The 15874-nt window shown below is 65.4% G+C and carries 17 protein-coding genes and 2 pseudogenes; 10 read left to right on the forward strand and 9 right to left on the reverse strand.

Annotated elements, in window-relative coordinates:
- Positions 1-144: 144 nt before the first annotated feature.
- The 5 genes from EA473_RS20395 to EA473_RS22470 all read right to left on the reverse strand — a co-directional run bounded on the left by EA473_RS20395 (position 145) and on the right by EA473_RS22470 (position 4213).
- Positions 145-1329 carry a hypothetical protein gene (locus EA473_RS20395; RefSeq protein ID WP_124197466.1) on the reverse strand — a complete coding sequence of 395 codons (1185 nt, stop codon included), beginning with the start codon at positions 1327-1329 and terminating at the stop codon, positions 145-147.
- Positions 1330-1453: 124 nt separating this feature from the next.
- Positions 1454-2530: an Mrp/NBP35 family ATP-binding protein gene (locus EA473_RS20400; protein ID WP_124197467.1), complete on the reverse strand. Its 1077-nt coding sequence runs from the start codon at positions 2528-2530 to the stop codon at positions 1454-1456.
- Positions 2531-2616: 86 nt separating this feature from the next.
- Entirely contained in the window at positions 2617-2940 is a 324-nt protein-coding gene (locus EA473_RS20405; RefSeq protein ID WP_124197468.1) for a hypothetical protein, read from the reverse strand.
- Between the two features lie 25 nt (positions 2941-2965).
- Positions 2966-3841: a carboxypeptidase regulatory-like domain-containing protein gene (locus EA473_RS20410; protein WP_124197469.1), complete on the reverse strand. Its 876-nt coding sequence runs from the start codon at positions 3839-3841 to the stop codon at positions 2966-2968.
- A 207-nt stretch (positions 3842-4048) separates the two neighbouring features.
- On the reverse strand, positions 4049-4213 hold the full coding sequence (locus EA473_RS22470; protein WP_165875349.1) for a hypothetical protein: 165 nt from the start codon (positions 4211-4213) through the stop codon (positions 4049-4051).
- Between the two features lie 180 nt (positions 4214-4393).
- On the opposite strand from EA473_RS22470, the gene EA473_RS20415 reads away from it, so the two are divergent.
- Entirely contained in the window at positions 4394-4657 is a 264-nt protein-coding gene (locus tag EA473_RS20415) for a HalOD1 output domain-containing protein (protein ID WP_124197470.1), read from the forward strand.
- A gap of 55 nt (positions 4658-4712) precedes the next feature.
- Here EA473_RS20415 and EA473_RS20420 read toward each other — a convergent pair whose 3' ends face one another.
- Positions 4713-5195 (reverse strand): DUF456 domain-containing protein, encoded by a 483-nt coding sequence (locus tag EA473_RS20420; RefSeq protein WP_124197471.1) that lies wholly within the window; start codon positions 5193-5195, stop codon positions 4713-4715.
- Positions 5196-5289: 94 nt separating this feature from the next.
- On the reverse strand, positions 5290-5988 hold the full coding sequence (locus tag EA473_RS20425; RefSeq protein ID WP_124197472.1) for a hypothetical protein: 699 nt from the start codon (positions 5986-5988) through the stop codon (positions 5290-5292).
- 235 nt (positions 5989-6223) lie between these two features.
- Between EA473_RS20425 and EA473_RS20430 the strand changes: the two genes are divergently transcribed.
- Together EA473_RS20430 and EA473_RS20435 are read left to right on the forward strand one after the other, a co-directional pair.
- Positions 6224-6946 carry an SDR family NAD(P)-dependent oxidoreductase gene (locus EA473_RS20430; RefSeq protein ID WP_124197473.1) on the forward strand — a complete coding sequence of 241 codons (723 nt, stop codon included), beginning with the start codon at positions 6224-6226 and terminating at the stop codon, positions 6944-6946.
- Positions 6947-7036: 90 nt separating this feature from the next.
- Complete coding sequence (locus tag EA473_RS20435; RefSeq protein WP_124197474.1) at positions 7037-7771, forward strand: Yip1 family protein; 735 nt, start codon at positions 7037-7039, stop codon at positions 7769-7771.
- 9 nt (positions 7772-7780) lie between these two features.
- Here EA473_RS20435 and tmcA read toward each other — a convergent pair whose 3' ends face one another.
- The gene (gene tmcA / locus EA473_RS20440; protein WP_124197475.1) at positions 7781-10159 is read right to left on the reverse strand and encodes a tRNA(Met) cytidine acetyltransferase TmcA; all 2379 of its coding nucleotides are present in this window, start codon (positions 10157-10159) and stop codon (positions 7781-7783) included.
- Positions 10160-10425: 266 nt separating this feature from the next.
- Here tmcA and rpl7ae point away from each other — a divergent pair, with 266 nt between their 5' ends.
- The 7 genes and pseudogenes from rpl7ae to EA473_RS20480 form a co-directional block, all read left to right on the forward strand.
- The gene (gene rpl7ae, locus EA473_RS20450; protein WP_124197476.1) at positions 10426-10788 is read left to right on the forward strand and encodes a 50S ribosomal protein L7Ae; all 363 of its coding nucleotides are present in this window, start codon (positions 10426-10428) and stop codon (positions 10786-10788) included.
- Between the two features lie 11 nt (positions 10789-10799).
- Complete coding sequence (locus EA473_RS20455; protein ID WP_006064297.1) at positions 10800-11024, forward strand: 30S ribosomal protein S28e; 225 nt, start codon at positions 10800-10802, stop codon at positions 11022-11024.
- 4 nt (positions 11025-11028) lie between these two features.
- Positions 11029-11472 carry a 50S ribosomal protein L24e gene (locus EA473_RS20460; RefSeq protein ID WP_124197477.1) on the forward strand — a complete coding sequence of 148 codons (444 nt, stop codon included), beginning with the start codon at positions 11029-11031 and terminating at the stop codon, positions 11470-11472.
- Positions 11469-11933 carry a nucleoside-diphosphate kinase gene (gene ndk / locus EA473_RS20465; protein ID WP_124197478.1) on the forward strand — a complete coding sequence of 155 codons (465 nt, stop codon included), beginning with the start codon at positions 11469-11471 and terminating at the stop codon, positions 11931-11933. Before EA473_RS20460 ends, ndk begins: the two co-directional genes overlap by 4 nt.
- Positions 11934-12084: 151 nt before the next feature.
- Complete coding sequence (locus EA473_RS20470; protein ID WP_124197479.1) at positions 12085-12465, forward strand: DUF7344 domain-containing protein; 381 nt, start codon at positions 12085-12087, stop codon at positions 12463-12465.
- A gap of 283 nt (positions 12466-12748) precedes the next feature.
- A complete protein-coding gene (gene sod, locus EA473_RS20475; RefSeq protein WP_124197480.1) occupies positions 12749-13351 on the forward strand; it encodes a superoxide dismutase in 603 nt (200 codons plus the stop codon).
- A 207-nt stretch (positions 13352-13558) separates the two neighbouring features.
- Positions 13559-15592: pseudogene (locus EA473_RS20480) on the forward strand (FAD-binding and (Fe-S)-binding domain-containing protein); the annotation flags it as partial.
- Between the two features lie 14 nt (positions 15593-15606).
- On the opposite strand, the pseudogene EA473_RS20485 reads toward EA473_RS20480, so the two are convergent.
- Positions 15607-15874, reverse strand: a pseudogene (locus EA473_RS20485) (IS4 family transposase); the annotation flags it as partial.

Raw genomic sequence — 15874 nt, forward strand, 5'->3', positions numbered from 1 at the left:
ACGATCAACCGGGGCCAGGAACGAGCACCGCTCACGCGGCCTCGACGGACGCCAGACCGGATCATACGGATCGTCGTAGATCTTTACACGGCGATCGCTCGGATGGGATCGTCGATCACCGGCAACACGCGACAACAAACCGTATTACTTCACGAGATCGAACGCGACCGCGAGCGGTTCGTCGCCGGGAGCGCCCCAGTAGGCAAACCGATATCTCCCCGCCTCGAGGTCCGGACAGATCTCGAGGTCCTCCCCGCGGAAGTGATCCTCGAGAATGCCCGCCTCGGTGAGTTCGAGCGTCCACTCGAACCCCTCGCCTGGTGGGTGGGAAATCCCCTCGTCGGTGTAGCCGAACGTCGCGTCGCCGATCGTTCCACGAACCTCGATCCACCCGTCGTCGGTCGATCGCTCGAGGGAGTACTTGCTCGCGTTCCCGGTGAGGACGTGACTCGTCGAGACGTTTCGCATCCACACGTCGATCTCGTCGCCGTACTCGAACTGGAGTCGCTCCGACTCGTCGTCGCTTCGCCCCCCGTCGTCGATCCGCATCGCCAGCAGGGGTGTCCCGTCGTCGTCACGGACCTCCCCCCACGCGACGTCGTCGCCCTGACTCCAGAGCCGTTCGAACTCGTCGTCGTCGCACTCGAGAGTCGACGGAACAGCTGAGGGCTCGGTGGAAGGACGAACGAGCCCCGGGAGCAGATCCGGATCGACCAGTTCGGCGCTCGAGTCCACCTCGGTCGTCTCGCCCCAGCCGTCGGTGATCGTAAACGTGGCCGCAGTCGGGCGGTCCTCGCCGGTGACGCGGACGAGCGCCGACGGGTAGGTGACCGCCTGCCCACAGGCTTCGTCGTCGTCGCTGACGTCGACGGCTCGAGCGGTGCCGGTGACGACCCGATCGTCGTCTCCGCCCTCGCCGGATCCGTCTCGAACGTCGACGGAGACGTCGTCGATCTCGATCTCCCCGTAACAGGTGTTCGGACCGACCGTCTGAACGACGACGACCGTCGATTCCTCGAAGTCGATCTCCGCGAACCACTCCTCGAGTCCGTCGATCTCCTCGGGATCCTCGACCGGCCAGAGCGCGTCGCGCTCGGACTCGGCGACGGAGACGAACCCCGTTCGCTCCTCGTCTGCGGCCCACAGCGGTCGCTCGAGGGACGGCCCGAGCTGGAACGTCTCGACCGTCGGAGACCCGTCTCCGTTCTCCGTCCCGTCGTCCGTCGACCCACTCCCGTTTCCAGTTCGACTCCCGAGACAGCCCGCGACCGCGGCGGTTCCGCCGGCAGCGGCGGCCACGATGGCGTCGCGTCGACCGAATCGATCCATACGGTCACGTACGAAAAGAACGGATAAATGCCTTCAGGAAGGTAAAATGGGTATTGTTCCTTGTGAATGGTCCACGGACGGCCGTCGGCTGGCGGCGACTCTCCCAGCGCGAGCGGTTGGACCGCTATCGGTCCGGGGTCGGGGCCTCGCTCGAGCGTTCGGTCGAGACGCCGCGCCGGTGGACGATCCCCGTGTTGTTCGCTACGTTCTCGGTGATCGACCGGAACGCGTCGCCCGTCTCGCCGTCGTCCTCGAGGACCGTGGGTTTCCCGCCGTCGCCGCCCTCGCGGACGGTCGGGTCGAGCGGGATCGAGCCGAGAAACGGCATCTCGTGGGTGTCGGCGAACTCCTCGCCGCCGCCGGAGCCGAAGATGTCGTGGTCGCTTCCGCAGTCCGGACAGGCGAACGTCGACATGTTCTCGGCGACGCCGAGGACGACCGTCTCGTGTTTGGCGAACATCTCGAGGCCCTTGCGGGCGTCGTCGAGCGCGACGTCCTGGGGAGTCGTGACGATCACCGCGCCCGTCACGGGCATCGTCTGGAGCATCGTCAGCTGGGTGTCGCCCGTCCCCGGCGGGAGGTCGACGACGAGGTAATCCAGGTGGCCCCACTCGACGTCCTCGGTCAACTGGGTGATCACCTTGTGGACCATCGGACCTCGCCAGATGACCGGGTCGTCTTCGCCGGTGAGAAACGCCATGCTCATCAGCTTCACGCCGTACTTCTCGGGGGGGACGAGCGTCTCGTCTTCGGTGGCCATCGGCGGCTCGTCGGCGTCGACCATCCGCGGCACGTTGGGTCCGTAGACGTCGGCGTCGAAGAGGCCGACGCGCGCGCCCAGTTGTGAGAGGCCGGCCGCGAGGTTGACCGCGACGGTCGACTTGCCGACGCCGCCTTTCCCCGAGGCGACCGCGATGACGTTCTTGACGTTCGCCAACACCTGTTCGTCGCCCTCGAAGTCGTCCCGGTCGGGGATGCTCGCGGAGAGATCGGGATCGACGCCCTCTTCGAGGAGGATCTCCCGGATCTCTCCCGCGATGGCGGTCTCCGCCGGCGAGTACGGCGCGCCGAGCGCGAGGTCGATCTCGACCGCGTCGCCGTCGACCTCGATCTCGTTGACCAGCCCGAGCGAGACGATATCGTCGCCCAGTTCCGGATCCTCGACCGTACGGAGGCGCTCGAGAACGGCGTCTTCGTCCATGTGCGTAGGTGCCGCCGGGCGTCGAAAAGGGTTGTGTTCGCTTCTCGAGGAACGGATATCCTCGTAGCCACGACGACGACCGGCGACTACCCCTCGAAATCGAACCGCGGCCCGCCGTAGGTCGGGGGGTCCGGCTCGAGTTCGACACCCTGCTCGAAGCGCACGAAATTGAGATAGAACGGCCGGCCGCAGCCGTCGACCGGTTCCCCCTCGAGATCGGTGACGGGGCCGTCCTCGCCGCAGACGAAGGCGATCCCGTCTGCTTCCTCGAGGTCGTCGTCTTCCGGCTCGGCGTACTCCCAGCCCGCCTGTGCGAGCGTCGTCACCGATCGGTCCGCGAGGTCGGCGGCGCGCTCGACGCTCGTCACTGCACCGCAGTGCGGACAGGTGTACCGGACGGTGACCGTCATGAGTAGTCGATCCGAGGAGCCGACGCTACTTAACGTCGTTCTCGAGGACGACGACGAGTTCGGTTTCCCGCCCGAATCTGACCGTCACGGTTCCGCGCCGCGGCCGATAGCCGTCAGCCTCGGCTACCAGGGGGTGGCGACCGTGCTCGAGGTCGGCTTCGAACGCTCCATCGGGAGCGACCGAAATCGGTTCCCCGCCGATACGGAGGGTCGCACCGCTTACCGCCTCGTCCCGCTGGTCGACGACCCGGCCGGCAACCCGTCCGGTCGACGGAATCGTGCGGTCGCCTTCCTCGAGTTCCACCCACGCGAGTTCGCTCTCACCCGCTTCGACGTACACCTCCTGGTAACCGTCGTCGTAACCCGCGACGTCGGTGACGCGAACCTCCCACCAGCCCTCGCTCACTCTGAACCCGCGCTGCCAGTTGTCGTAATCCGGGATCGCCCCGTTCGGCGCGTCCGCGTAGTACTCTTCGTCGCCGTAGACGGTGACGTGACACGGGATGGTCGATCCGCCGCCGACCTCCGTCGCGTACACCTGGAGTTCGCCGGTCTCGTCGCTCCACGTCCGGTCGAGTGTGACGTCGACCGTCACGGTTTCGTCCTCGCCGAGAGCGATCCGACTCGACCACGACCGGTAGCCGTCAGCCTCGACCTCGAGGAGCGCCTCGCCCGCGTCGGTTCTGAGTTCAAAACGGCCGTCTTCGCCCGTCGTATCCTCGTTCCCCTCGAGGGAGACCGTCGCCTCTTCGACCGGTTCGCCGAAGTGCGAAACCGTTCCGGCGACACGGCGTTCGCCGCCGTCTGCCGTGGCTGCAGCCGAACCGATCGCGGTCGCGCCGAGGAGGCTCACACCGGCAAATCCCGCGCCCGTCAACAGTGATCGTCGATCGCGTCTCATGGTAACCAGCACGGAAAAGTGGACATCCGGGCATAGGCTTTCCGTAACCGGGATCTACACACGAACCTGATACTCGATATTACTCGACGTTCACAACTTTTGACCGGCGAAGGCGAGTGCCGTCCGTGTCTCTTATACAGCTGTCAGTCACTTCCGAAGATTGGGTGCCGTCCCACGGTCTCCGGTACACCGTGATAGCAATCCGTCTCACTCGAGCAGGTCGTCGGCACTGTCGGGCCGTGGATCCGCGACGACGCCGTCCTGGCGACCGAGGACGCGGCCGTGAGGGGCACAGACGAGACGATTGTCGTCCCAGGGGATGTGCAGTTCGATGGCTGCAGGTCGATCACAACCGTCCTCGGAGCACTCCATACGAATGCCAACGAGGGAAACGAGTTCAGTGTTTCTCCCGTGGCGTCGATCGTCACCGTCCGGCGTCGTTTCCGGCGGCGTTTTTCTCAGTGAGGATTGTCAGAATGCTAGTTCTGTTCAGGTGTTTGTTCATTGACGCATGCCACTTGCTTATACCGGTGAGAGAACTAGAACGGATACATGGATTCCATTTCCCCGCGACGGTCGGTCGACATGGTTACCTACGAGGTCGTCCGAACGATCGCCGAGCGCGAAGACATCAATCCGACCGAGCTGGATCCGCCCCTCCACACGGCAATCAATACCGAGGCAGTCAACCAGCTGTTCGAACCGACCACAGACGGATCCCGTAGCGGGTCGGTCTGGTTCGAGTACGGCGGGTGGACCGTTCGCGTACTCGTCGACGACTCCATCGACGTGAAACTCAGCGAAGCGGATCCGTAACGGCCGCCGAGTAGTCGACTACTCGCATCGACGGGCGACGGCCTCGAGCGGCCGATCAAAGCAAAAAGACGGCGACGAGGAATCCGAGCAGGATCGACAGGGTCAACAGGAACTGGATCGCCGTCGACGCGAGGATACCGACCGTCGCGTACAGCGCCGAACGGGCGCTGCGGTCGAGGGCACCATTTCTGGCGTACTCGAGGACGAAGACGGTCCCGAAGAGGCCGACCAGCAGGCCGACCGGACCGGAAACGAGCATGAGAACGATGCCGACGACGGCGGCGCTTCCGGTCGTGATCCACGAGGCACCGCCGGCCCGGGCAGCGATCGAACCGCCGAAGAACTCGGCGAGCAGCGTCAGGATACCGAGCGCCGTGAGGACGACGAGTGCGACCGCTCCCGGCTCTGTGAACCCCGAGTGCCACCAGTAGAGGTACAGCCCCGACAGCGAGAGCAATCCGCCGGGGACGAGCGGTATCAGGGTGCCGAGGATGCCGCCGGCGAGCAACGCGATCGCGAGGACAGCGACGACCTCCATCGTGCTCACTCGGAGGAGGTATCGCATCAAAGACCTGTCGTTCGACGCCGTTCGATACCGCGCCAACGGCCGATCGGTCCGACCGAGACGTCGGTCAGTCCGCTCCCCGCCGACGGTGGAGCCACAGTCCGCCGACGGCGAGGGCGCCGACGGCGGCGACCAGCGCCGCAGCGGGGATCACCACCCACTCCATCGAAGCGTTCGACCGGTGGTGTGGCGGGCCGAGGGTCACCACGTAGTAGGTACCGTCGTCGACGACGATCATCCGTCCCGGGGTGTCGCCGGGGTACTCGACCGGTTCGCCGGTTTCGATCGTCTCCCGAATGGGTTCGGGGGCGTCCTCGAGGTCGACCGCCAGTTCGTCGGCGATGGATTCCGGATCGCGTTCGGTGGTTTCGACGACGACCTGCTCTCCGTCGATGTCGGCGTCGAACTCGTAGAACGCCCCCTCGAAGCGGACGAAATCGTATCGCTCGTCGCCCAGGAACGTGTACTGGTCGGACGCGTTCTCGATCGTTCCCTCGTAGCGGCCGTCTTCGGCCGCGATCACGAGTGCGTCGCGGACTTCGTCTCTCGGCGGACTGGAGAGATCCGCATCGTGAATGCTCGGGCCACTCGCGAGTTCCTCGTGGTCGGTTTCGGGATCGAACTCGGTCGCAGAAAGCGATGGAATACCGGCGAGGCCGACGACGCTGAACGCGACCAGCGCCGCCAGCAGGACGGCGACACAACCGAGCGTGAGTCGGAGGCGAAATCGATCTCGTCCGGGGTGGATGGAGGGCGGCAGGGACATGCACGTCGTTCTCTCGAGAACGCCCATATACGTATCGGACTCTCAACGTGTTTCGAGCGGACCGGTGGACGCGGCGGCCGACATCACCGGTCGACGCTGCGGCCGACGGCGGTGTCGCGACCGATACGTCGATCGGGCCGGAACCGATCCGAAGAGCGCCCAAATCTGATCTGAAGAGTGCCGAACCCTACGTTCGATCAGCACCGTTATACCGTCCCTTCGAAAACGGGGCCGTATGCAGCGAGCGATCATCGTCGGCGCGTCGTCGGGCATCGGGGAAGCGCTGGCTCGCGAACTCGCCTCGGAGGGCTACGAGGTCGGGCTGGCGGCTCGACGGCGAGAACGGATGACGCGGATCGGTTCCGAGTTGCCGACGAAAGCCTACGTCGCGGCGATGGACGTCGCGGACACAGCGGACGCACGCGAGGCGTTCGCCGATCTCGTCGCGGCGATGGGGTCGGTCGATCTCGTCGTCCTCAGCGCTGGCGTCGGCCACCTGAACCGTGACCTCGAGTGGGAGCCGGAACGGGAGACGATCGCCGTCAACGTCCGGGGCTTTACCGCGATCGCGACCGCCGCGATGGACCACTTCGAATCCCGGGGTGGCGGACACCTGGTCGGTATCTCCTCCGTCGGCGCGATCTTCGGAAACCCCGGCGCACCGGCGTACAACGCCTCGAAGGCGTTCGTCTCGACGTACCTCGAGGGACTCCGGAACCGACAGGTCGACCGCGAAACCGACGTAACGGTCACTACCGTCGAACCCGGATTCGTCGATACCGAGATGGCGATGGGCGAGAACCTGTTCTGGATGGCCTCCCCCGAAACCGCCGCCCACCAGATCGCTCGAGCGATCCGCAAGCGACGGACTCACGTCTACGTCACCCGGCGCTGGCGACTCGTCGCGTGGCTGCTGAAGGCGATGCCGGAACCGATCACTCGGCGCGTCATTTCGTAGGTGACGGGGGCCGCCCGGCCCCCTCGAGCGTTCGTCTCCCGATGAAATTTGAAAAGACATTTACTATCAACCTGTGGACCTGTTGGCACGATGCCCTCCATCCTTCGATCCATCCGGACGTTTCTCCTGGCACCCCAGGCGTTCTTCGACGAGCGACCGCCGGCCGAAACGCTCGCGCTGGCGGTCGGAATCGTCGTCGTGCTTGCGCTCGCGCTCGCGTTCGCGATTGCGCTCATCGGCTCGATGCTCGCCGGGTCTGTCGACGCGACGGTGACGATGGACAATCCCGATCGACCGCCAGAGTGGGTCTGTGATCAGCACGAGGACGATCCGGACTCGATACTCGGCGAGAATTGTGACGAACCGGCGACGATCGAACGCGACGCGGGCGCGCTGGTCCAGGAGGCCGCCCACGAGTACGTTCCGATCGCACTGATCTCGCCGTTTATCATGTGGATTCTCGGCGGGATCGTCCTGTTCGCCACCGGTCGTCTCGCGGGCGGAGACCCGTCCGTCGCCGGCTCGTTCGCGCTCGCGGGCTGGGCGGCGGTGCCGGAGTTCGCCCGACTCGCCGCGGTGCTCCTCGGGTTCTGGATCGTCCTCAGGGACGTGACGATCACCGATCCCGAAAGTCAGGTGGACGTCATCGAGGGTGCCATGACGTCGCTCGAGCCGTTTTTCCTGGTTGTCTCGCTTCTGGTCCTCGTCTGGCAGTGGTACCTGCTCGCTGGCGGGCTCTCGCGGGACGCAAACGTCCCCTGGCGAACCGCCGCGTTCGCGGTCGCCGTTCCGCTTGCGCTTCTGGTTCCGTTTACCGTCTTTTGAGCGAACGGTTCACGTCTCGAGAAACCGATCTCGAACCGCGAGCGCTTCGTTGGTGCCGTAGTGGTCGACGAGCGGACGGAACGCGTGCCCGAGCGCTCGCATGCACTGACGCGTCGAGGGATACTCGAGGCGATCGGCGACGGACGCCCACGGGCGGCCTTGCAGAACGCGTACGACGAGCAGTCGTTCCTGACGCTCCTCGAGGGCAACCGCGTCGGGATCCTCGAGCAGGTATCGGACCGCGAGGTCGCGAAAGGGGGCGGGATCGACGTCGAACAATCCAGGCCCGTAGGCCGCGCCGGCGACGATTCGCCACTCGTGGTCCGAGAGGTCGAGGGGCGGCGTCGCACGCTCGTCGACGCTTCGCAGGACCGCCCGGACCACGTCGGGCTCGAGATCAGCGAGTGCGTCGGTACAGAGCGTCGGGAACCGTCGAACGAACCACTCGGCGTGGCGGCCGTGAAGCGACCGCCCCTCGGAACTCGTCGGACGGAGCATGAGCGCCGAGTGCTCGCCGCTGGCGTCGTTTCGCGTCGTCGAGACGTGGATCGTCCGATAGCCGTTCTCGCGCCAGAACTCGAGCAGTTCCGGCGTCGCACCGAAGCCGGTTCCCAGCCAGTCGACGGCGTCGTCCTCGCCGCCGATATCCTCGTCGTCATCGGCGAACTCGTCGTGGACGCACTCGAGCAGTCGCGAGCCGAGCCCCCGCGAGCGGACCTCGTGGTGGGTCGCGATCCGGACGATTCGAACGCCGCGAGGTTCGCCCGCCCCCTCGTCTCGAAGCTGCCTCGTGAGGACGTCGGGTAACATGTTTCCCCGGACGCGCCCGCCCTCGTACATCGCTCCGCGCGTCCCGGGCGAGAGCCCGCCCTCGCGTGCGAGCAACGCGATGCAGACCACGTGTCCGTCGTGAACCAGCGCGCGGGCCTCGAGATTCGGCGCGTCGAGCAGTCGGGCGAGGTCGTTTGGCTCGGTCCGGTAGTGAGCCAGAACGAGCAGGCCGAACGCCTCCCGGAGGCGTTGCTCGTCGTCGAACAGGTCGTCGGGCTCGAGTCGCCGATACTCGACGGAATCCGGGGTCGCGTCGGCCACGAGCGAGTCGACCGTGGGTCGTGCGTCGAGAAGCAGCGCGCGAAACGCCCACACCTCGAGCGGATCGCCGGCGGCGTACCGGATCGGTTCGGCGAGCGTCCGGTCGGTTACTTCGTGGCCGCTGTCGGCCAGTCGGTCGCGAAACCTGACCGAGAACCCCCGGCCGGCACCCTCGTAGCCGTGGATCGTCGTCGCGAACGCGATCCGGTCGGCCGCGAGAAGCGCCTCGAGCCGGGCGACGGGAAGCGCCGCAGCCTCGTCGACGATCACGACGTCGGCCGCCTCGAGCCGCTCGATGGCTGCGGCGGGTTCGAGAAAGTAAACGCAGCCCCCACCGGTCGTCCGGATACGTCGCGACTCGGCGGTCTCCAGGACCTCGAGCGTCTCGCAGAGTTCTCGTGCCCGGCCGAACACCTCCTCGGCGTTTCGCCACCCGGGAGCCGTCACGAGCACGTCCGCGCCGTCGGACGCGAGCGAACCCGCGGCCAGCCCCGCCGCGCTCGACTTTCCGCGGCCGCGGTCGGCCTCGAGGACCACGGCTCGTTGCCGGCCGTCCTGGTCCTGTCCATCGCGCGAATCGGCCACCGATCCGCCGGCGTCCGGACCGTCGCCTTCCCTCGCTCTGGCTCCCGGCGCGAGCGGTTCGAAGGCGGCGACTGCGGCGGCCTGATCGCTCGTGAGGCAGGCGTCGTACGCTTGCGCGGGAAACAGGTGATCCGGCGGCATCTCCAGAGCCGGATCCTCGGCGTCCCGCCCGGCCAGCCGCGGAGCCGGGTTCGTCAGCCCGTCGTCCTCGACGCGCCCGGCCTCGAGGTCGACGATGGCGATACCGCGGTGTGCGCGAAGCGTTTCGACCAGCCGACCGCGGAAACGGCTGGTGACGTCGGACGGCGAAAACGGCGGGACGGCCAGCGACTCGTCGAACGCGCCGCGGCGGCCCGGCCACTCCTCGAGCAACGGCGTCAGGAGGACGAGCAGCCCGCCGCCGTCGACCGCACCGACGGTCTTGCCGAGCGCGTTCGGCCGGAGTCCCTCGTGGGCGTCGAGGACGAGGACGTCTCGCGTCGTCCCGAGGAGTTCGCCGGCGTTTGCCTGCGGAACCTGCTCACACCGCAGGCGGTCCTCGGGACCGACGAGCGTGGTTTTCGTGATGGGAACCGAAACCGAATCGAGAACCGCCTCGAGCACGTCGTATCCCCGTTCGCGGTCGCCGGCGAGGACGAGTGCTCGCCGCTCGTTCGTGCGCGTCGCTTCCGTGCGAAGCGACGTCGCGAGGGCGACGGCGTCTTCGATCATGGTGTCGGCGTTGGGGCTCGACGGTAATAGTCACCGCCCGAACGGAATCGATTTCACGATCGGATCGCGCTTCCGTGCGGACGAATCCCACGCCTCCGGTCGTTTGGACACGCTTTTAAGGGGGGCAGCGCTACTCCGTACTACACCCTACGCGGGGTTGATGATGCTCCTAGCCTCACAGGACTTCCGCCGACGCGTACTCGGCCCGGGACCCAGCCCGGACGGCAGGGGAGTGCGAGCCCGCGCGTAGGAGAGGTGAACAACCAATGTCAGTCTACGTAACAACCGACATCCCAGCCGACCTCGCAGACGACGCCCTCGAGGCGCTCGAGGTCGCTCGAGACACAGGTCGAGTAAAGAAAGGAACGAACGAAACGACGAAAGCGATCGAGCGCGGCAACGCCGACCTCGTCTACGTCGCCGAAGACGTGAGCCCGGAGGAGATCGTGATGCACCTCCCCGAACTCGCCGACGAGAAAGGCATTCCCGTCGTCTTCGTGGAAACGCAGGACGACGTCGGTCACGCCGCGGGCCTCGAGGTTGGCTCGGCCGCTGCGGCGATCGTCGACGCCGGCGAGGCCGAAGGCGACGTCGAGGACATCGCCGACAAGGTCGAGGACCTCGACTGAGGTGACCGAGAATGAGTGCTGAAGAGGAAGAAAGCGGCTCTACGCCCGCCGAGGTCATCGAGATCGTCGGCAAGACCGGCATGCACGGCGAAGCCATGCAGGTCAAATGCCGAATCAAGGAGGGCGAGAATCAGGGACGTATCATCACCAGAAACTGCCTCGGACCGGTCCGCGAAGGGGACGTACTTCAGCTTCGCGAGACGGCACGCGAGGCGGACTCCATCGGAGGACAATAACACAATGGTCGAGAAACGAACCTGCGACTACACCGGGGAAGAGATCGAACCCGGCACGGGCATCATGTACGTCCGCAACGACGGCACCGTGCTCCACTTCGTCGACTCGAAAGCGGAGAAAAACTACAAGCTCGGTCGCGAGCCTCGCGATCTCGAGTGGACCGAAGAGGGCCGTCGCGGCAAAGGTCCCGCACAGGTCGAGACGGCGGCCGACGAGGAAACCGGCGAGGACGAGGACGTCGAGACCGAGGCCGAAGCCGTCGACGAATCCGAAGACGAAACCGAACCCGCCGGTGACGAGGACGTCGCCGAGGGCGAATCCGTCGAGGGCGAGGCCGAACAGGCCGCAGAAGGCGACCTCGAGGACGTCGAAGGCGGCAAAGAGACGGCAGAAGACGAGCCCGAACCGTCGGAAGCCGCCGACGCCGAGGAGGACGAGGCCCAATGAGCGATCGCGAGCGAACCTTCGTGATGGTCAAGCCGGACGCGTTCGCGCGCGGGCTCGTCGGCGAGGTCATCTCCAGGCTCGAGGACCGCGGACTCAAACTCGTCGGCATCAAAGTCGAAACTATGCCCCGCGAGCGGGCCGAAGAACACTACGGTGAACACGAGGACAAACCGTTCTACGACGATCTCGTCGACTTCATCACCTCCGGACCCGTCGTACCGATGGTCTGGGAGGGACAGGACGCGACCCGTCAGGTCCGTCAGATGATCGGCGAGACCGATCCACTCGAGGCCCAGCCGGGAACCATCCGCGGTGACTACGCGCTCGATCTCGGACGGAACGTCGTCCACGCCGCCGATCACGAGGACGAAGGTGCAAACGAACGCGAGATAGCGATCCACTTCGACGAGGACGAGTTGACCGACTACGGCCAGCACGACGCCGAGTGGCTCTACGAGTAGCAGCCGTCGACTCCGTTCGGATTTTTTACAAATCGCTCTATTAGTGGATATAAGACAGGTATCGTTCTCGGTAGACGTAACATCTAATGTGTCGGCTGGAGTAGGGGGCGTTGGTGGTTTCGAATGGTAACTTACGGTAGGTGGTCCGCGTATGCGTGAAACCGAACAGGAGCCAGCGAATTTTACAACGAGTGCGTCCCCGCCGCTCGACCTCGTCTTCGACCTCCTTTCGAACCGGCGACGGCGGTACGCGCTGTACTTTCTGTACGAACAATCCGACGGCGTCGCGACCGTCACGGACGTCACCGATCACGTCGTTGCACTCGAGGGACAACGCGACGAGTGCGAATCGGCCCCCGACGTAGAACAGCGAAAACAGGAAGTTCGGACCGAACTTCGCCACGTTCACCTGCCAAAGCTCGAGGACTCGGGGATCCTCGAACACGATCAGCGAAGCGAAACGGTCAGATACTGGACCCAGCCGACGCTCGAGGAGTGGCTCGAGCACGCCTACCACAAGGAACTGGCCTGATACGGATCGTTGTACACTGGCCTGATCCGGATTGCTGTACCGATGTACCGACACACTCACGACCCGGGCGGCGGGTGCGCCGGAAGTGACTCACGGGAAACCGTACGAGTGGGTGTGACGCGTACAGTACGGACCGAATCCTACCTGAAAGGTTTAACACGGTATTCGTGGTGATCGGACACGGAGCCCACGGCACGTCGCGGCGGGCTGTGGGCCATGATAGCATTTCACTCCTCAACGTTTAACAGGAGAGACAGTAATAGAACGAACAGGTGTTTACTCCATGACTGACCACGAACTACCACCACTACCGTACGATTACGACGCGCTCGAACCGGCAATCTCGGAACAGGTCGTCACCTGGCATCACGACACTCACCATCAGGGATACGTAAACGGACTCAACTCCGCCGAGGAAACCCTCGCGGAGAATCGCGAATCCGGTGACTTCGATTCGACGCCCGGTGCACTGGGGAACGTCACCCACAACGGCTGTGGCCACTACCTCCACACGCTGTTCTGGGAGAACATGTCACCCGACGGCGGCGGCGAACCCGACGGCGACCTCGCCGACCGCATCGAGGAGGACTTCGGCTCCTACGAGGGCTGGAAGGGCGAGTTCGAGGCCGCAGCCGGCGCTGCCGGTGGCTGGGCACTTCTGGTGTACGATCCGGTCGCAAAGCAACTTCGCAACGTCGCGGTCGACAAACACGACCAGGGCGCACTCTGGGGCTCGCACCCGATTCTCGCACTGGACGTCTGGGAACACTCGTATTACTACGACTACGGCCCGGACCGCGGCAGCTTCATCGACGGCTTCTTCGACGTCGTCAACTGGGACTCGGTCGCCGACGAGTACCAGAAGTGTCTCGACCACTTCGAGTAACGACGAGGTAGTCGATCCCGATATTTTTCGAGCGCCTGTCTGTGCCGGTAGTCGGGACTCCGTTCGCCGTCGACGTCATCGATCGGAGAGGGAACGGACCACGGCGATCCGTCGTCGACTCGCGAGAACGATCCGGACAACCCCATCGAGATCAGAATGTGGTAGACGTCCCCATGATTTACCCGCCGTGACGGTGAGGAATGGAACATGGCTGGCGAGGACGTGACGACGGGCGATAGCCGGCGGCCCGAGTCCGACCGCGAGGGAACGACTGGTGACCTCGAGTCCCAACGAGGGTTACCAGCGGCTCTCCGGGGAGCCTGTCGTGGGGACGTCCGGTTCGACGAGTACACGCGAGTGCTCTACGCGACCGACGGCAGTATCTACGGGGCACAGCCGGCTGGAGTCGTCTTTCCGCGCGACGCCGACGACGTCCGCGCCGCGATACGCGTGGCGGGCGACCACGACGTGCCGATCCTTCCCCGGGGAACGGGGTCGTCTCTCGCGGGCCAGGCCGTCGGCCCTGGCTGTGTCGTCCTCGATCTGTCCCGGCACATGGACGACGTCCGTGAGATCGATCCGGAGACGAAGAAGGCCGTCGTGGGGCCCGGCGTCGTCCAGGACGACCTCGACGACGCCCTCGAGCCCCACGGGCTCAAGTTCGCTCCCGACCCCGCCTCGTCGAACCGGGCGACGATCGGCGGTGGGATCGGTAACAACTCGACCGGCGCACACTCGGTCCGGTACGGGATCACGGACGCCTACGTCGACGAGTGTGAGGTCGTCCTGGCGGACGGATCGACGATCCGGACCCGAGACGTGATCCTCGATAGCGACGAGTGGGATCGGATCGTCGAGCGAGACGATCGCGAGGCCGCCCTCTACCGAACTGTCCGGGCCGTCGTCGAGGGCAACGAAGCCGAAATCGCGGACCGGTATCCGACGCTCGAGCGCAGCGTCAGCGGCTACAACCTCCAGAAAGTGATCCGGACGACCGACGAGGGGGAGCGGGTGATCAATCTCTCGAAACTGATCGTCGGATCGGAGGGAACGCTCGGCGTCGTCGTCGAGGCGACGCTGTCGCTCGTGACGCGACCGGAGGAAACCGCGCTCGCGCTGTGCTGGTACGACGACCTGCTCGAGGCCCTCGCCGCCGTCCCGGCGGCGCTCGACCTCGAGGCGAGCGCGGTCGAACTCATGGATAGCGAGGTGTTCAGACTCGCGTCCGAGTCCTCGGAGTACGCAGAGTACGCCGAACCGATTCCCGATAGAACCGAGGCGGCACTGATGCTCGAGTTCGATTCGGAGGTGATCGAGGAGTTCTCCGCGGCGTTCGAGGCGACGCGAACCCGTCTCGTCGAGGAGGGAAACGCGTTCGGCACGCTCGAGGCGAAGTCGGCGGCGTCCCAGGAGCGGTTCTGGAAGCTCAGGAAGGCCGCGATTCCGCTGTTGATGGGGATGGACGGCGACCCGAAGCCGTACCCGTTCGTCGAGGACGCGTCGGTACCGCCTGACGAACTCGCGGCGTACGTGGCCGGCTTTCGCGAGATTCTCGCGGAGTACGACACGACGGCCGCGTACTTCGCCCACGCCGGGGCTGGGACGTTGCACATCCGCCCGGTGTTGAACCTGAAAACGGACGCCGGCGTCGAGACGATGCGGTCGATCGCCGAGGACGTGACGGACCTCGTCCTCGAACACCACGGCTCGTTCTCCGGGGAACACGGCGACGGCCTCGCGCGGACTGAGTTCAATCCGAAGCTGTACGGACCCGACCTCTGGGAGGCGTTCAAAGAGATAAAAGGCGCGTTCGATCCCGACTGGCGGATGAACCCCGGAAAGGTCGTCTACCGCGAGAAGCGTCCGGCTGATATGCGGGAAAACCTCCGGTACGGTCCCGACTACGCCTCGCTCGAGCCCCGGACGACCCTCGACTTCGAGGACGAGGGCGGGTTCTCTCACCTGGTCGAACTCTGTAACGGCTGTGGCACCTGCCGACAGACCGACGACGACGTGATGTGTCCGACCTACCGGGCCACCGAGGAGGAGATCGCGACGACCCGCGGACGGGCCAACCTGCTTCGGGCGGCGATCAGCGGCGAGATCGATCCGGCGGAACTGTACGACGACCGATTTCAGGCGGAGGTCCTCGACCTCTGTATCGGCTGCAAGGGCTGTCAGAGCGACTGTCCGACCGGCGTGGATCTCGCGAAGCTCAAAGCCGAGGTAAAACACCAGTACCTATTCGTCTTTAGCTAAGACTCACACCTCGGTTGCGTAGCGGTAGCGAGCGTCTCTTGTAACACTGGCCGTTGCTGGTGAATCTTCTGTGCGTCGTCGATCAGTCGGTCGAGCAGCGGTGGCGGCGAGTAGCCGAGATATTCGCCAAGTTCGTGGAGGATGAGCTGGGCGTGCGACCGGAAGGTCGCCGCCCAGCGTTCCGGCGGAAACACGATCTCATCGTCCGCTTGTTCGGTGACCAGATCAAGCAATTCACGACTCACGAGCAGTGACAGCAACGCC

It is taken from the genome of Natrarchaeobius chitinivorans (assembly GCF_003841505.1).
Lineage (GTDB): Archaea > Halobacteriota > Halobacteria > Halobacteriales > Natrialbaceae > Natrarchaeobius > Natrarchaeobius chitinivorans.

What these genes read in the sequence shown, in the direction of transcription:
- EA473_RS20395 (WP_124197466.1), bottom strand. Translation starts at nt 1,329, where the DNA reads ATGGATCGATTCGGTCGACGCGACGCCATCGTGGCCGCCGCTGCCGGC.
- EA473_RS20400 (WP_124197467.1), bottom strand. Translation starts at nt 2,530, where the DNA reads ATGGACGAAGACGCCGTTCTCGAGCGCCTCCGTACGGTCGAGGATCCG.
- EA473_RS20405 (WP_124197468.1), bottom strand. Translation starts at nt 2,940, where the DNA reads ATGACGGTCACCGTCCGGTACACCTGTCCGCACTGCGGTGCAGTGACG.
- EA473_RS20410 (WP_124197469.1), bottom strand. Translation starts at nt 3,841, where the DNA reads ATGAGACGCGATCGACGATCACTGTTGACGGGCGCGGGATTTGCCGGT.
- EA473_RS22470 (WP_165875349.1), bottom strand. Translation starts at nt 4,213, where the DNA reads ATGGAGTGCTCCGAGGACGGTTGTGATCGACCTGCAGCCATCGAACTG.
- EA473_RS20415 (WP_124197470.1), top strand. Translation starts at nt 4,394, where the DNA reads ATGGATTCCATTTCCCCGCGACGGTCGGTCGACATGGTTACCTACGAG.
- EA473_RS20420 (WP_124197471.1), bottom strand. Translation starts at nt 5,195, where the DNA reads ATGGAGGTCGTCGCTGTCCTCGCGATCGCGTTGCTCGCCGGCGGCATC.
- EA473_RS20425 (WP_124197472.1), bottom strand. Translation starts at nt 5,988, where the DNA reads ATGTCCCTGCCGCCCTCCATCCACCCCGGACGAGATCGATTTCGCCTC.
- EA473_RS20430 (WP_124197473.1), top strand. Translation starts at nt 6,224, where the DNA reads ATGCAGCGAGCGATCATCGTCGGCGCGTCGTCGGGCATCGGGGAAGCG.
- EA473_RS20435 (WP_124197474.1), top strand. Translation starts at nt 7,037, where the DNA reads ATGCCCTCCATCCTTCGATCCATCCGGACGTTTCTCCTGGCACCCCAG.
- tmcA (WP_124197475.1), bottom strand. Translation starts at nt 10,159, where the DNA reads ATGATCGAAGACGCCGTCGCCCTCGCGACGTCGCTTCGCACGGAAGCG.
- rpl7ae (WP_124197476.1), top strand. Translation starts at nt 10,426, where the DNA reads ATGTCAGTCTACGTAACAACCGACATCCCAGCCGACCTCGCAGACGAC.
- EA473_RS20455 (WP_006064297.1), top strand. Translation starts at nt 10,800, where the DNA reads ATGAGTGCTGAAGAGGAAGAAAGCGGCTCTACGCCCGCCGAGGTCATC.
- EA473_RS20460 (WP_124197477.1), top strand. Translation starts at nt 11,029, where the DNA reads ATGGTCGAGAAACGAACCTGCGACTACACCGGGGAAGAGATCGAACCC.
- ndk (WP_124197478.1), top strand. Translation starts at nt 11,469, where the DNA reads ATGAGCGATCGCGAGCGAACCTTCGTGATGGTCAAGCCGGACGCGTTC.
- EA473_RS20470 (WP_124197479.1), top strand. Translation starts at nt 12,085, where the DNA reads ATGCGTGAAACCGAACAGGAGCCAGCGAATTTTACAACGAGTGCGTCC.
- sod (WP_124197480.1), top strand. Translation starts at nt 12,749, where the DNA reads ATGACTGACCACGAACTACCACCACTACCGTACGATTACGACGCGCTC.